This window comes from Amycolatopsis sp. MtRt-6 (genome assembly GCF_017308975.1).
Lineage (GTDB): Bacteria > Actinomycetota > Actinomycetes > Mycobacteriales > Pseudonocardiaceae > Amycolatopsis.
Window position 1 is genome coordinate 363,738 of the sequence record NZ_JADWPD010000003.1, and the last position, 14,570, is coordinate 378,307.

Here is a 14,570-nt window from a genome sequence, read left to right on the forward strand (position 1 = left end):
CTTGGTTGCGTTGAACGCACCCAAGGTGGCCTTCGGTGCGTTGAACGCACCGAAGGCCACATTGGGGCGCTGGCCGGTGGCCAACAGCGGCGGGGCGGGAGGCTGGCTGGACCACGGGCTTACCGGCGGCGGCGCGGGGTGGCGAGCCGCTCCCCGCGGAGGCGCTCGACCTCGGGAACGCGCAACGGGCCGAGCGGGTGCCCGATCGTCCAGGCCAGCAGGAGGTCGGCCAGCGCGGGGTTGCGGGCGAGCGCCGGGCCGTGCAGGTAGGTGCCCACGACCCGGTCGGTCACCGCGCCCTCGGTGCCGTCGCCGTTGCCGGTGCCGCGCACGACCTGCCCGAGCGGCTCGCTGCCGGCACCGAGCTTGCTGACGCCGAGGTGGTTTTCGAACCCGGTCAGCGACTCGCCGGCCAGGAGCCGGGACGGCGTCGCGACCAGCTCGGCGACCGCGCGCTGCTCGCCGGGTTCGGTGGTGACGTCGAGCAGGCCGAGCCCGTCGTGGTCGACGCCGTCGAGGCCGCGGAAGCGGGTGCCGAGCACCTGCAGGCCGGCGCACACGCCGAAGACCACCGCGCCGGCCGCGACCGCCCGCCGCAGGCCCGGATATTTCCGCAGGTGCGCGGCGGCCAGCGCCTGGGCGCCGTCCTCGCCGCCGCCGAGCAGGTAGACGTCCAAAGTGGACGGGACCGGCTCGCCGAGCCCGACGGGGACCACCTCGGCGTCCAGCCCGCGCCACTGCAGCCGCTTGGCGAGCACCTGCGCGTTGCCGGTGTCGCCGTAGGTACCGAGCACCTCCGGCAGCAGAAGTCCGATGTGGACAGTCGACTCAGCCATCGGGCAGCTTGCCCACCAGGTCGCGGAACGCGGTGTAGTTGGCGACCAGCTCGACGGCGCCGGGCGGCAGCGCGTCGATCGCGGCGACCGGGTCGGGCTCGGCCCAGTGCGCGACTTCGGCGTAGCAGAGCCGCACGGAGAGGTCGGCGCCGCGCTCGCCGGTGACGACCACCTGGCGCCCGCGGAGCCGTTCGAAGTGCACGTCCCACAGCCAGGACAGGTCGCGGCCGTCGGCCTCCTGGGCGTTGACCGCGACGACGACGGGGGTGTCCTCGTCCAGCACGCGCAGCGTCTCCACCCAGCCGGCCGGGTTCTTGGCCAGCATCAGCCGCACGGAGTGCCGCGACCGGCGGATCGTCCGGTAGCGCCCGCCGATGTCGGTGATGGTCCGCAGCCGGGCGGCGGCGGTGTGCGGCGGCACGCCGAGCCGGTGCGCCGCGGCGAGCGCGAGGGCGGCGTTCGCGCGGTTGACCTCGCCTGGCAGCCGCAGGTCGAGGTCGACCTGGCGGCCACCGGGCGTCCGGACGAGCTCGCCGTCGAGGGTCCAGCCGGGTTCCGGCCGGGCGAGCCCGCACGCGCAGCTCCAGTGCCGATCGTGGGTCTCGACGCGGCCTTCGCAGCGCGGGCAGGCCGTCGAGTCACCGGTCCAGCGGCGGCCGGCACTGACCCACACGGGCTTCGCGGCCGCGCTCGCGGCGGAGGTCACCAGGACGTCATCGCAGTTCGCGACGACGACGGTGTGGTCCAGTTCGGCGATGGCGGCCCGCAGCTCCCGCTCGGTGGCGCGGACCTCGCCGACCCGGTCCAGCTGGTCGCGGCTCAGGTTGAGGAGGACGAGGACGGCGGGCCGGACCTGGTCGGCGACCCACGGCAGGTAGGTCTCGTCGACTTCGAGGACCGCGTAGGGCGCGTCGGGCCGGGCGGTCAGGGCGGCGAGGACGCCGTCGGGCATGTTGGCACCATCGCTGTTGGCGGCGACCTCGGCGAGCGTCTCGAGCGCGCGGGTGAGCATGAGCGAGGTCGTGGTCTTGCCGTTGGTGCCGGTGACGAGGACAACGGTGCGTTCCCGGCCGAGCCGCCGCAGGGCGGCCGGATCGAGGGCCAGCGTGACGCGGCCGCCGATCATGCCACCGCGGCCGAGCCCCGAGCTGCGCGAGAGCCACGAGGTCAGCCGCCCGGCGGCGACGGAGGCGCGGGTACGGAGAGGGCTTCGGACGGACACCGGCTGGATGCTGCCCGGCGGCCGCTGTGATTTTCCTGAGTTGGTGGCGGGGGTCTCTCGCGCTCGTGGGTGGGTGGGTCGGTGGGTTGGGCGGGTAGGCGGTTTGGGCGAAGCGCCTGGGCGGGGTGGACATCGACGATCGGGCTGCGCTTTTCGGCTCGGGCTGCGGATGCCGGCCGCGGCGGATCGGCTGGATCGCCGTCGACCTCTCGCCTTCCGGCCGCAGCAGATCGGCCCAGACCGCGGCCGACCCTTCGCCCTCCGGCCGCAGCGGATCGGCCAGACCACCACCAACCCACGCCAGCCAGCCGCAACGGATCGGCCGGACCGCCGCCGACCCCACGCCATCCGGCCGCGGCCGGCCTCACCCCGCGTACCACCGCTCACCCGAATCCCGGGCTCAGCACCCTGCCGGGCGCAGCCGGAAACCCACCCCGCCCGCGGGGGCGCCCCCCGGGTCCAGCGTATCGGCGCGGACCGACAAGAACGGCGAATCAACCGCCGCCGACCGCGCTTTATCCACATTGCCGCCCACCTGTTGACAACCTCCGCGACATTCACGGATATGAACAACCGCCCGTCGAACCTGTCGAACACGACTGGTCGCGGCTCGCGCAACCGCCATAGGTAGGAAACTTAACCATCGGATGTTGAACCAATTAGCATCCACAACCACTCGCATTGTTCCGACTTATTCCAAGATCTTCCACAGATTCATCGGAGGTGTTACCGTCCAACCCCAGCCAGCGGAAAGGTGTTCCGCTGAGCGGGAAATCGTCCAACGGAGGACAACGTGGGACCTGAGCGCGGGCTTGAACAAAGCGGGACTCTCGAACGCGGCCTCGCCGTGCTGGAGCACGTCGGCCGGCATCAGGAGATTTCCACCAATGCGATCGCGCGGCAACTGGGGCTTTCCCGCAGCGCCGCCTACCGGATCGTCGGCACCCTCAAGAACCTCGAGTACCTCGAGGCCGACCAGGTCACCGGGCGGGTCCGGCTCGGCACCCGGCTCGTCGAACTGGGGGCGCGGGCGATGGCCGCCACCGATCTGCACCGGTGCGCCCCTCGGTACCTCGCCTCGCTCGCCGAACGGTCCGGGGAAACCACCTACCTCGCCGTTCCCGACAACGACACCATGGTCTACGTCGCCACCGAACGCAGTGCCAGCGCCGTCACCCTCGCCTGCCGGCTCGGCACGCGGCGGCCGCAGCACGCGACGTCGCTCGGGAAGGCCTGGCTCGCCGCGCTGCCCGAGGCCGATCGGCTCGAACGCATCCGCCGGATGAAGCTGGACTCCCTCACCCTCAAGACCATCGTCGACCCGCATCGGCTGCTCGACGAGCTCGCGAGGACCAGCCGGCGCGGGTGGGCGGTCGACGAGGTCGAAAACGAGCCGGACGTCGGCTGCGTCGCCGCCGCCGTGCGGGACCACTCGGGGCGGCCGATCGCCGCCATCAGCGTTGCCGGGCCCGCGCCGCGCGTGCTGCGCCGGCTCGACGAACTCGGGGCCTCCGTGGCCGGGACCGCCGCCGCCCTGTCGCTGCGGCTCGGGTACGTCCGGAGCCGGCCGGCCTGAGCGGAGGAGCCGACGTGACCTGGGTCCAGGACTACCAGCCGGCGGGTGGGCTGTGGGTTTCCGCGTTGCTCGCCGCGCTCCCGATCATCGTGCTGCTGGTCTCGCTCGGGGTCATCCGGTTCTCCGCGCACCTCTCCGCGGCTCTCGCCCTGGTGACGGCGCTCGGCGTCGCCCTTCTCCTGTACCGGATGCCGGCCGCGCTGACGTTCGGCTCCGCCGCGATGGGTCTCGTGTTCGGCGTCTGGTCGGTCGCGTGGATCGCCTTCCACGCCGTCTACTTCCACAACGTCACCGTCGCCACCGGCCGGTTCGACGCCATCAAACGCGTGCTCGCCGGGTTCAGCGAGGACCGGCGGCTGCAGGCGCTGCTCATCGCGTTCAGCTTCGGCGCGCTGCTCGAAGGCGTCGCGGGCGGTGGGTCGCCGATCGCGATCACCGCGGCGATGATGGCCGCGCTCGGGTTCCCGCCGGTGAAGGCCGTCGTGCTGGCGCTGCTGGCGAACACCGCCCCGGTCGCCTTCGGCGGGCTGGGCAACCCGCTGATCGTGCTCGGCAGGCTGACCGCGCCGATCATGCACCTCAAGCCGGAGCAGGCGACCGAGCTGTTCTCGGCGGCGGTCGGCCGCCAGGTCCCGGTGCTGGCGCTGATCATCCCGGCGTTCCTGGTCGTCGTCCTGGCCGGCTGGAAGCGCATGCTCGAGGTGTGGCCGGCGGTGCTGACCGCCGGGCTCGCGTTCGCGGCCATGCAGTTCGTCGCGGCCAACTACATCAGCGCCAGCCTGGTCGACGTCCTCGCCGCGCTCACCGCGATGGCCGCGCTGTGGCTCCTGACCCGGTTCTGGCAGCCCGCGACGGTGTGGCGCTTCGACGGCGAGGAAGCCGTCGCGACCAAGAGCCTCGGCGCCGCCCAGGCCGAGCGCGGCGCGCTGTACGCGTGGCTGCCCTACGTCATCCTGGTCCTGGCGATCTTCCTGACGCGGATCGGCACGATCTTCAAGAACCTCCCGACCTGGCTCGACCTGACGAAGCTGCTGCACCGGGCCGACTGGGTCTTCGCCTGGCCCGGGCTGCACAACCACGTCGTCCAGCACCCGCCGATCACGGCGAAGGACACGCCGTACGCGGCCACGCTGACCGTCGACTTCCTGTTCTCGCCCGGCACGGTCGCGCTGCTCGCGGCGGTGCTCGCCGGGTTCGCGATGGGCGCACGGCCGAAACTGCTGCTGGCGACGTACGCCAAGACGCTGCACCAGATGCGCTGGGCGCTGGCGACGATCTTCATGATCCTGGCGATCGCGTTCGTGATGAACTACTCGGGCGCGACGCAGACGCTGGGCCTCGCCCTGGCGACGACCGGCGTGGTCTTCCCGCTGTGCTCGGCCTACATCGGCTGGCTGGGCGTGTTCCTGACCGGCTCGGACGCGTCGACGAACAGCCTGTTCGGCCCGATGCAGGTGATCTCGGCGCAGCAGCTGGACCTCAACCCGATCCTGGCGGGCGCGACGAACACCTCCGGTGGCGTGATGGGCAAGATGATCTCGCCGCAGAACCTCTCGATCGGCGCGACGGCGATCGGGCAGAGCGGCAAGGAGGGCTCGCTGCTGCGGCAGACGTTCCTGTGGTCGCTGCTGCTCACCGCGGTGGTCGGCGTGATTTCGCTCCTCCAGGCGACGATCCTGACGGCGATGATCCCGTCGCCCTAGGCTGGGCGGCATGAACGAGTCACTGGCCTCCTTCGGCTTCGAGCTGGGCCTGCTCAAGCGCGTCCGCCGGTCCGGCTGGTGGCACGCGGGCGTCCGCGACCCGGAGTCGGTCGGCGAGCACAGCCTGCGCGCGGCCCAGCTCGCCGCGCTGATCGCGGCCGAGGAGGGCGCCTCGCCGGAGCGGGCGGCGTTCCTCGCGCTGTGGCACGACACGCAGGAGACGCGCACGGGCGACCTGCCGCTGACGGCCGGCGACTACCTGCGCAAGCCGGAACCGCGGCAGATCACCGCCGACCAGACGGCCTCGCTCCCCGCGCGGTCACGTGACCTGGTTCGCGAGGCCGTCGACGAGTACGAGACCCGGACGTCGCCGGAAGCGTTGTGCGCCAAGGACGCGGACAAGCTGGAGATGCTGCTGCAGGCCTTGGAGTACCGGGACGTCGGCGTCCGGCCGGTCGACGAGTGGATCGAGTCGGCGCGGACGGGCCTCAAGACGGAGACGGCGCGGAAGATCGCCGAGGCGGCGATGACGCTGTCCCCGCTCGCCTGGCGCGACCGTTAGCCCTGCGGCGGCATGGCCATCGGCGGCATGGTCATCGGGCGGCCGGTGCCGAGGCCGCCGTCCACCACCACGGAGGTCCCGGTCAGGTAGGAGAAGTCCGGCGACGCCAAGGCGACCACGGCGGCGGCGATCTCCTTCGGCTCGGCCATCCTCGGCAGGCCGTGGACGTTCAGCGGGCCCCACGCCTGCTTGAACTGCGCCCACTGGTCGTCGGAGAGGCCGGTCCGGCGGACGAACGCGGTGTCCGTGGTGCCGGGGTCGATCGTGAGCACCCGGATCCCCTTGGCGCCGTAGTCCAGCGCGGCGGCCGACACGATGCCCTGGATCGCCCGCTTGCTGGCGGTGTACGCCGCGTGCCCGGGCCGGGTGTGCCCGGCTTGCGAGGAGGCGGTGCAGATGATGACGCCGCCGTTCGCGAGCAGGTGCGGGACCTCGTACTTGATCGCGAGGAACACCCCGCGGGCGTTGGTCCGCTGGACGTTTTCCCATTCGTCGACGCTGATCTCGTGCGTCGGCTTGGCGACGGTGACGCCCGCGTTGTTGAACGCGATGTCCAGCCGGCCCCAGCGGCGCACCACCGCGTCCACAAAGGACTCGACCTGCGCCGGCTCGCGGACGTCGGCCTGGACGTAGAAGCCCCGGCCACGCAGCTCGCGCTCCACCTCGCGGCCGAGTTCGGCACGCCGGCCGCAGAACCCCACCCGGGCGCCCTGGGCCGCGAACGCGAGAGCGGTCTCCCGGCCGATGCCCGAGGTCGCGCCGGTGATGAGCACGACCTTGCCGTCGAACCGGCCCTTCGCCGCGGTCGCGGCGCTCGCCGACGTCCCGGCGAGCACGGCCGCCGCGCCCGCCGCGCCGCCACCCAGGACGGCACGCCTGGTCACAGTGTTCCCCACAGTCCCTCCAGTTGGATAGTTGGACTATCTACAATGGAGAGTAGCGCTATCCAACTGAGAGGAGCCTCAGCCGGCGACGGCGGTCGCGCGGTCCAGCAGCAGAGCGCGCTCGCGAGCGTTCTCGGTCATCTCGGCCGCCCGGCGGAACTCCTGCTCGGCTTCCGCGCGCCGGCCCAGCTTCTCCAGCAGGTCGCCGCGGACGCTGGGCAGCAGGTGGTAGTCCTTCAACGCGGGTTCGCCGGCGACGGCGTCGACGACCGCCAGGCCCGCCTCGGGTCCGTAGGCCATCGCCACCGCGACCCCGCGGTTCAGCTCGATCACCGGCGACGGCTGAAGCTTGCCGAGGCCTTCGTACAGTGCCGCGATCCGCACCCAGTCCGTCTCCTCTGCCGTCCGCGCCCGGGCGTGGCAGGCCGCGATCGCCGCCTGGGCGGAGTACGGGCCGTACGCGCCGTCGGCGATCTGCTCGGACAACGTCAGCGCCGCGAGGCCGTGCTGGATCAGGAACCGGTCCCAGCGGGCGCGGTCCTGGTCCAGCAGCAGCACCGGTTCGCCGTTCGGGCCGGTGCGCGCCTTCGCGCGGGACGCCTGCAGCTCCATCAGCGCGACCAGGCCGTGGACCTCGGACTCGCCCGGCATCAGCCCGGCGAGCACGCGGCCGAGCCGCATCGCCTCTTCGCAGAGCGCCGGCCGCATCCAGTCGTCGCCGCGGGTGGCCGAGTACCCCTCGTTGAACACGAGGTAGATGACTTCGAGCACGGAGGACAGCCGGGCGACGCGCTCGTCGCCCTCCGGCACCTCGAAGGGCACCTTCGCCGCGGAGAGGGCCTTCTTGGCCCGGACGATCCGCTGGGCGATCGTCGATTCGCGGACCAGGAAGGCACGCGCGATCTCGTCGGTGGTCAGGCCACCGAGCATGCGCAGCGTCAGCGCGACCCGGGCCTGCGTGTTCAGCACCGGGTGGCAGGCGACGAACAGCAGGCGGAGGACGTCGTCCTCGATGTGGTCGTCGAGCGCGGCGTCGAAGTCGGGCAGGACGCCGTCGCCGAGCCGCTGGTCGCGTCCGACTTCCTCGAGTTTCTCGGCGTACCGCTCGTTGCGGCGGAACTGGTCGATGGCGCGCCGCTTGGCGGTGGTCATCAGCCACGCGCCGGGGTTGCGCGGCACGCCGGCGTCCGGCCACTGCTCCAGCGCCGCGACCAGGGCGTCCTGCGCCAGCTCCTCGGCGAGACCGACATCGCCGCGGGCCATCCGGGCCAGGCCCGCGATGAGCCGCGGCGATTCGATCCGCCAGACCGTCTCCACCGTGCTCCGGGTGTCCGCAACCGTCACCCGGCCATTCGACAGGGTGATCAGCCGCGGTGCAACCCACTACTCGCTGATCCGGCGAATCTCCAGCACGCCACCCTTCGCCTCGGGGTTGGGCGCCTGCTTCATCAGCTCGACGACCTCCTCGAGCGACTCGCCGTTCAGCACCCAGAAACCCGCGATCAGCTCCTTCGTCTCCGCGAAGGGCCCGTCGATGACCTTCGGCTCGGCGTCACCCTCGAAGACGACACGCACGCCTTCGGCGCTGGCGGTCAGGCCCTCGGCGAGCACGATCCGGCCTTCGCTGAACAGCCGGTCGTTGAACTGCGCCATCTCGGCCAGCTCCTCGGCGCTGGGCTGGAACCCGGCGGCCTCGGACTCGGCGCTGGCCTTGACCATCACCATGAAGCGCATCAGGCGTCCCCGGCGGCTTGCGCGCGCAGCCGTCCCTCCAGCTCTTCGACCTCGGGCGTCATGTTCTCGAAGTCGGACGCCTCGGCGACGCGCCGGATCTCGACCTCGCCGTGTTCCCCCTCGGGGTTCGGCATCCGCTTGATCCACTCGACGCACTCGTCGCGGTCGCGGCACTCGAGGATCCAGAACCCGCCGACGAGCTCCTTCGACTCGGTGAAGGGGCCGTCGACGACCTTGGGCTCCTCCTTGCCGTCGAAGACGACCCTGGCGCCCTCGGAGCTGGGCGTCAGGCCTTCGCCGGCGAGCAGGACGCCGGCCTTGACCAGCTCTTCGTTGAACTTCGCCATCTCCTCGAGCAGCTCGGCGCTGGGGGCCTTGCCGTCGGTCTGCTCGTCCGTCTTGACGATCACCATGAACCGCATCGCGGTCTCCTCTCGGTCGGTCCTGCCTACGCGTCGAACGGCCGGGCGCCGGATCGACAGCTCCGGCGAAAAAGTTTTCGCGCGGGAAAACTAGCAGCTCAGGGCGGGGTCGGGGGGACAATTCGGACAGGGCAGAATCGTCAGCCGTGGCGGTACTCCCCGACGATCTCTCCTCCGCGCTCGACGACGAGCTGGCCCGGCACCCCCTGGCCCGGCTCACCCAGTCCGTCGACCGGCTCAGCGCGCGCTACCGCCAAGGTGACGCGGCCACTTCGCCGATCCTCACCTCCGAAGCGGACGTCGCCGCGTACGCGGGCTACCGCATGCCTGCCACCTACGCCGCCGTTCACGCCGTGCTCGCCGAAGCCGCTTCGCGTGCTCCCGGCTTCGAGCCGCGTACCCAGATCGACGTCGGCGGCGGCACCGGTGCCGCTGTGTGGGCGGCCGCCGCCGTGTGGCCTTCGCTCGCCCGGTGCACCGTGCTGGAACAGGTCGCCGGCGCCATCGGGCTCGGCAAACGGCTGGCCGCCGGCAGCGACCGGGCCGCCGTCCGGGACGCCGAATGGCGGCGTGGGCTCGTCGATCCCGCCTCGCCCGCCCCGGACGCCGACCTCGTCACGCTGTCCTACGTGCTCGGCGAGCTCCCCGGCGCCACCCGGGCCGACGTCGTGCGCTGGCTGGCCGCCAAGGCCGGCGCCGTCGCGCTGATCGAGCCCGGCACGCCGGCCGGGTACGAGCGGATCCGCGTCGCCCGCGCCCAGCTGATCGAGCTCGGCCTGCACGTCGTCGCGCCGTGCCCGCACGACGCCGCGTGCCCGATCGTGCCCGGCGAGGACTGGTGCCACTTCGCCGCGCGGCTGCCGCGGTCGGGGCTGCACCGGAAACTGAAGGCCGGCACGCTCGGGTTCGAAGACGAGAAGTTCGCCTACGTCGTCGCCACGCGAAGCACGCCGGAGCGGCCGGAAGCGCGGATCATCCGGCACCCGAAGAAGCACAAGGGCTGGGTCGCGCTCGACCTCTGCACGGCTTCCGAAGGGCTGAAGCCCGCGGTCGCCGTCTCGAAGAAGCAGGGCCCGCGGTACCGCGCCGCGCGGGACGCCGAATGGGGCGACGGCTGGTCTTCCGCCTGATCCGCTGGCAAGGTGGCTGCCCATGGGGAGAGTCATCGCGGAGATCAGCATGTCGGTGGACGGCATCGTGGCCGGCCCGGACACCAGCGCCGACCACCGGCTGGGCAAGGGCGGCGGCCTGCTGCACGACTGGATGTTCGAGGGCACCGACGCCGACCACGAGGTCGCGGGCCGGCTGTTCGACGGCACCGGCGCGTTCGTCGTCGGCCGGTCGATGTTCGACGTCGGCGAGGAGCCCTGGGGTGCCGACGGCACGTTCAAGAAGCCGGTCTTCGTCGTGACGAACCGGCCGCACGAACCGGTCGTCAAGGGCCCGACGACGTTCACGTTCGTCACCGACGGCCTCGAAAGCGCGCTCAGCCAGGCGAAAGCCGCCGCGGGCAACGACAACGTGGTCCTGATGGGCGGCGGCACGACCCTGCGGCAGTTCCTGCTGGCCGGGCTGGTCGACGAGCTGCGCCTGCACGTGGTCCCGCTGCTGTTCGGCGCCGGCGTGCGGTTGTTCGACGCCGAGACCGGGAAGCACGTGAAGCTGGAACGCACCGCCGTGCACGAGACGCCGAACGCGACGCACCTGACTTTCCGCGTGCTCCCGCTCGCCTCCGGCCGGCTCGGCAGCTGATATGGAGGGGTTGTTTGTCAAGCGGGCAGGCTGAAGCTGGCTCGATGTGGTGGTCGTGCCTGGTCAGTGGGGTGCCGGCGGGAGACTTCGGTGTGTGTGGGGCGTTGTCGGTCGACGCGCGGTCAAGGCTGATATACGCGGGTTGGTTACCGCATGACCGGGTGTTCGTCGGGCGTGTTCCGCGTCTCCAGGGTCGAGCGTCGCACCCCCGCCGGCGTGGTCGGAGTAGCGGGTCGCTCCTCGCGCTGCCTGCGCATGCCGCCCGGCCAGTTCGCGGGCGACGGCGACCGCGCTGATCGTGGACCGCTTGCTGCGGGTGTCCAACCGAGTCCAGCGGCGATGCAGCCGCCGGTTGCCGGCCTCAGCCCGCGCCCGCACCGCCGCCGGTTGACCGTCCTGTCGGCGGACCACCTCCCGGCTGAGCCGGCAGCGTTTGCGGTGGTGCCAGGCGGCCTCGACCAGCAACCGCCGGGCGTGGGAGTTGCCGGTCTTGGTGATCGCTCCTTGGTGGCGGTGCTCGCCGCTGGAGGACTCCGCGGGCACCAGACCGACATAGGCGCCGATCGAGGCGCCGGTGAACCGATGCCAGTCCCCGATCTCGGTCGCCAAGCCGAACGCGGTCAGCGTGCTCACCCCGCGCAGGCAGCTCAACCGGCCCACGACCGGCGCGAACACCGGGGTCGCGGCCAGCTCGGTGATCGCGGTGTCCAGCCGAGCCCGGCGGGCCTGCGTGACCAGCACCGCGTCGTAGGCTTCCTCGAAGGCGAGCCGGACCCCGACCCGGTCGAAGGCCAGCGACCGCACCCAGGCCTCGTGCGCGCCAGTCCACGCCGAGCCGTCATAAGCAACCCTTGCCGCAGCAGCAACTTCGACAGCCGGTGCCGGGCCCGCATCAAATCCCCGCGGACATCCTCCCGCGCCCGCACCAGATCCCGTGCCGCTTCCTCGGTCTCACCGGGCACCCGCACCGCCGGCAGTTCCCCGATCCGCAGGAGCCGCGCCAGCCGCTCGGCGTCGCGGCGGTCGGTCTTGACCCGATCCCCGGGCGGCCGCTCCAGTTTCGACGGGGCGACCACCACACATCGCACCCCGGCCCGTTCCAGCGCCCGCGCCAGACCGAACCCGGTCGGGCCGGCCTCATACGTCACCGCCGTTGGAGCGGGCAGCGAACACACCCACCCCGCCACCGCCTCGGTCTTCGGCGACAGCCGCAGCGACCGGACCTCTCCGGCCTCGTTGTCGATCGCGCAGGCCACCACCGACCGGGCGTGAACATCCAACCCGACACACGTACGCTCGATAAACACCGGCGCCTCCCGTAAACCGCGGCTCTACCACCACCAAGCGTGGCGGCAACCCGCGCCAACTTACGAGCGAGGCGCCGGCCCTCCATACGGTCTTGGGCGTGCCTGACAAAAGGCCGAGCCGCCTGACCACGCGATCGACCGCTCCCGCGGCGGCTGGAGCACCGCGCCATCCGCGCGACCGCGTCGTCGCTGTGCTCCCCGACCCAGCCGATCAGGCCGCGCCCGCAAACACCGCGGGTTCCCGCAACGGGCGTTCACCGGCCTTCAGACACGCCTAGGGCATGTGCACCGTGCGGAGGAACTCCATCAGCCGCCACGGGCGGCGTCCGCCGACGCGGACCTTGCCGCTGAGCACCGCGCGCAGCGGCGAGATCCGGCCGAACATCATCGGCACCAGCACCGCCGGGTCGAAGGTCAGCCGGGCGTCCGCCGTGCCGTCGGGTTCCGTCACCCGCAGGCCGCCGTTGTGCAGCACCATGACCACCGGTGCGGTGTAATCCGACCGGAACTCCACCGCGATCCGGCGGGGCGACGGCTTGGCGTAGTCGAGCAGCCGTCCGACGTCGTTGCGGACCATACCGACGAAGAACAGCTCCAGGAACATTCCCACGTGCGCCGGGTCGATCCGCCACGGCGTGCCACTCGCGCGGGCGATGTCCTGGCCGTGGATGCTCATCTCGTTGACGAGGTGCGCGAGCAGGCCCGCCACCGGGACGCGGCTGCCGCCCAGCCACCAGATCGGCTTCTCCGGGTCGTAGTCGCTGCTGGCCCGCAGCACTTCCGCGATGTCCGCGCGCAGCCGTTCAGCCAGCCGGTGCGGGTCGCGCTCGGGGTAGGCCGTCATCGCGATGTCGTTCATCGCCCCGACGGTCTCGATGTTCGCCGAAGCGATCGGCTCTTCCAGCTCCGGCAGCGGCAGCGGCAGCGGACCGCCGTCGCCCTTGACCATGGCCGTGTAGACGAGCGCGATCCAGCCGACGTGCGCCGCCGTCTCGACGACCGACCAGTCGCCGATGGCCCGTGCGTGCGGGTCCGGCGCGTTCTCGACCGCGTCCGCGAATCGGCCGCCGACCTCCGAGAAGGCCGCACGCACCGCGTGCCACTGCGAAAGTTCGATCGTCATGGGGTTTACGGTAGAGCCGCGGTCCGGCCTCCCGAGTCTCCGAAAGTGCGGACCGCGAAGGTATCTTCGCCGCATGGCCCGGTTCCGGATCTTGCCCCGGTCGACCCGGTGGCGGGTCTCCCTCCTCGCCGCGCTCGCGTCGGCCGTCGTGCTCGGCCTCGGGTCGTTCTGGTTCGTGAACGCGCTGCAAAGCAGCCTCGAACCCAACGCCGGTGCCCGGGCGAGCGACAAGGCCGACACGCTGGTCGCGCTGCTGAACTCGGGAGTCGCCCCGGCCGACGTGCCGCAGCGGTACCCCAAGGGCGGCGGGTACCTGATCGGCAGGCAGGCGGCCGACTGCTCGCTCGACAGCCCGAAGCGGTTCTCCGGCGACCAGCCGGTCGAGGTCTACGCGCCGGACTGCGTGATCGTCCAGCCGTTCGGCCGCGACGACCAGGTCTACCGCACCGCGCGGACGAAGGACGGCCGCTACGCGGTCGTGTCCGCGGAGAAGCTCGACCCCGTCGGCCTCGAGACCGTGGCCACCGCCCGGCAGATCCTCTGGGGCGCGGTGCCGGCCGCCTCGCTGTTCATCGGCGCCGTCGCCTGGTTCGCCGTGCGGCGGTCGCTGCGCGCGGTCGGGACCATCCGGGCCGAAGTCGACGGCATCCGCGCGCGGGACCTCGGCCGCCGGGTGCCGGTGCCCGACTCCGGCGACGAGATCACCGAGCTCGCCGTCACGATGAACGCGATGCTGGCGCGGCTCGACGAGTCCGTGCGGCGGCAGAGCCGGTTCACCGCGGACGCGTCGCACGAGCTGCGCACACCGCTGGCGTCGATGCGCACGCAGCTCGAGGTCCAGCTCGCCCACCCCGACCGGCTCGACTGGCGCCGCAGCGTCGAAAACGCCGTGCTCGACGTCTCGCGGATGGAAACCCTCACCGGCGATCTGCTGCTGCTCAGCAAGCTCGACGCCGACCAGCCGGCCGGCACCGGCCGGATCGCGCTGGCGGACCTCGTCACCGGGCACGTCGCCGCCCGGCTCCCGCGTGACGGCGTCGAAGTGCGCACGGAAATCCACGCCGCGCCGGTGGTCCGGGGACACGCGGGACGGCTGGAGCGCCTGTTGCGGAACCTCGTCGACAACGCCGAGCGGCACGCCGGGAGCCGCGTGACGATCACGCTCGCCGAGGACGGCGGCCAAGCCGTGCTGACCGTCCGGGACGACGGCCCCGGCATCCCGGCCGAACACCGCGAGCGCGTCTTCGACCGGTTCGTCCGCCTCGACGACGACCGCGCGCGCGAGGACGACGGGGGCTCGGGGCTCGGGCTGGCGATCGCCGCGGAGATCGCGCGGACGCACGGCGGCACCCTGCGCGTCGCCGAGGGCACGTCGGGCGCGTGGCTGGAGCTGCGCCTGCCGCTTGCCTGAAGACTTCTTCAGGCTCCTTAAGCTCCGGTTCAGCGTCG

Annotated in this window: 14 protein-coding genes and 1 pseudogene; 6 read left to right on the top strand and 9 right to left on the bottom strand. The window is 72.1% G+C overall.

Features of this window, described 5'->3' with window-relative positions; all coding sequences use genetic code 11:
* Positions 1-119 precede the first annotated feature (119 nt).
* Both I4Q55_RS08020 and I4Q55_RS08025 read right to left on the bottom strand, forming a co-directional pair.
* The gene (locus tag I4Q55_RS08020; protein ID WP_206785364.1) at positions 120-836 is read right to left on the bottom strand and encodes a type 1 glutamine amidotransferase; all 717 of its coding nucleotides are present in this window, start codon (positions 834-836) and stop codon (positions 120-122) included.
* On the bottom strand, positions 829-2,058 hold the full coding sequence (locus tag I4Q55_RS08025; protein ID WP_206785365.1) for a Mur ligase family protein: 1,230 nt from the start codon (positions 2,056-2,058) through the stop codon (positions 829-831). Before I4Q55_RS08025 ends, I4Q55_RS08020 begins: the two co-directional genes overlap by 8 nt.
* Positions 2,059-2,851: 793 nt before the next feature.
* On the opposite strand from I4Q55_RS08025, the gene I4Q55_RS50530 reads away from it, so the two are divergent.
* Genes I4Q55_RS50530 through I4Q55_RS08040 form a run of 3 tightly spaced genes read left to right on the top strand, consistent with a single transcriptional unit; the run spans position 2,852 to position 5,899 of the window.
* Positions 2,852-3,634: an IclR family transcriptional regulator gene (locus tag I4Q55_RS50530; RefSeq protein ID WP_206785366.1), complete on the top strand. Its 783-nt coding sequence runs from the start codon at positions 2,852-2,854 to the stop codon at positions 3,632-3,634.
* 14 nt (positions 3,635-3,648) lie between these two features.
* A complete protein-coding gene (locus tag I4Q55_RS08035) occupies positions 3,649-5,337 on the top strand; it encodes an L-lactate permease (protein WP_206785367.1) in 1,689 nt (562 codons plus the stop codon).
* A gap of 10 nt (positions 5,338-5,347) precedes the next feature.
* Positions 5,348-5,899: an HD family hydrolase gene (locus I4Q55_RS08040; protein ID WP_206785368.1), complete on the top strand. Its 552-nt coding sequence runs from the start codon at positions 5,348-5,350 to the stop codon at positions 5,897-5,899.
* On the opposite strand, the gene I4Q55_RS08045 is transcribed toward I4Q55_RS08040, so the two are convergent.
* The 4 genes from I4Q55_RS08045 to I4Q55_RS08060 form a co-directional block, all read right to left on the bottom strand.
* Positions 5,896-6,783, bottom strand: coding sequence for an SDR family oxidoreductase (locus I4Q55_RS08045; protein WP_307793153.1), 888 nt, complete (start codon positions 6,781-6,783; stop codon positions 5,896-5,898). The genes I4Q55_RS08040 and I4Q55_RS08045 overlap by 4 nt on opposite strands.
* Before the next feature lie 78 nt (positions 6,784-6,861).
* On the bottom strand, positions 6,862-8,127 hold the full coding sequence (locus I4Q55_RS08050) for an RNA polymerase sigma factor (protein WP_206785370.1): 1,266 nt from the start codon (positions 8,125-8,127) through the stop codon (positions 6,862-6,864).
* A 39-nt stretch (positions 8,128-8,166) separates the two neighbouring features.
* Positions 8,167-8,517: a YciI family protein gene (locus I4Q55_RS08055; RefSeq protein ID WP_206785371.1), complete on the bottom strand. Its 351-nt coding sequence runs from the start codon at positions 8,515-8,517 to the stop codon at positions 8,167-8,169.
* The gene (locus I4Q55_RS08060; protein ID WP_206785372.1) at positions 8,517-8,939 is read right to left on the bottom strand and encodes a YciI family protein; all 423 of its coding nucleotides are present in this window, start codon (positions 8,937-8,939) and stop codon (positions 8,517-8,519) included. Before I4Q55_RS08060 ends, I4Q55_RS08055 begins: the two co-directional genes overlap by 1 nt.
* A 146-nt stretch (positions 8,940-9,085) precedes the next feature.
* On the opposite strand from I4Q55_RS08060, the gene I4Q55_RS08065 reads away from it, so the two are divergent.
* The gene (locus tag I4Q55_RS08065) at positions 9,086-10,069 is read left to right on the top strand and encodes a small ribosomal subunit Rsm22 family protein (protein ID WP_206785373.1); all 984 of its coding nucleotides are present in this window, start codon (positions 9,086-9,088) and stop codon (positions 10,067-10,069) included.
* A gap of 22 nt (positions 10,070-10,091) precedes the next feature.
* Positions 10,092-10,691: a dihydrofolate reductase family protein gene (locus tag I4Q55_RS08070; protein WP_206785374.1), complete on the top strand. Its 600-nt coding sequence runs from the start codon at positions 10,092-10,094 to the stop codon at positions 10,689-10,691.
* A gap of 63 nt (positions 10,692-10,754) precedes the next feature.
* Here I4Q55_RS08070 and I4Q55_RS50930 read toward each other — a convergent pair whose 3' ends face one another.
* The 3 genes and pseudogenes from I4Q55_RS50930 to I4Q55_RS08080 form a co-directional block, all read right to left on the bottom strand.
* Positions 10,755-11,495 (bottom strand): transposase, encoded by a 741-nt coding sequence (locus I4Q55_RS50930; protein ID WP_206785375.1) that lies wholly within the window; start codon positions 11,493-11,495, stop codon positions 10,755-10,757.
* Between the two features lie 113 nt (positions 11,496-11,608).
* A pseudogene (locus tag I4Q55_RS50935) lies at positions 11,609-11,998 on the bottom strand (transposase); the annotation flags it as partial.
* Positions 11,999-12,272: 274 nt separating this feature from the next.
* Positions 12,273-13,121, bottom strand: coding sequence for a maleylpyruvate isomerase N-terminal domain-containing protein (locus I4Q55_RS08080; RefSeq protein WP_206785376.1), 849 nt, complete (start codon positions 13,119-13,121; stop codon positions 12,273-12,275).
* Positions 13,122-13,194: 73 nt separating this feature from the next.
* On the opposite strand from I4Q55_RS08080, the gene I4Q55_RS08085 reads away from it, so the two are divergent.
* A complete protein-coding gene (locus tag I4Q55_RS08085) occupies positions 13,195-14,532 on the top strand; it encodes a cell wall metabolism sensor histidine kinase WalK (RefSeq protein ID WP_206785377.1) in 1,338 nt (445 codons plus the stop codon).
* The last annotated feature ends 38 nt before the right edge of the window (positions 14,533-14,570 follow it).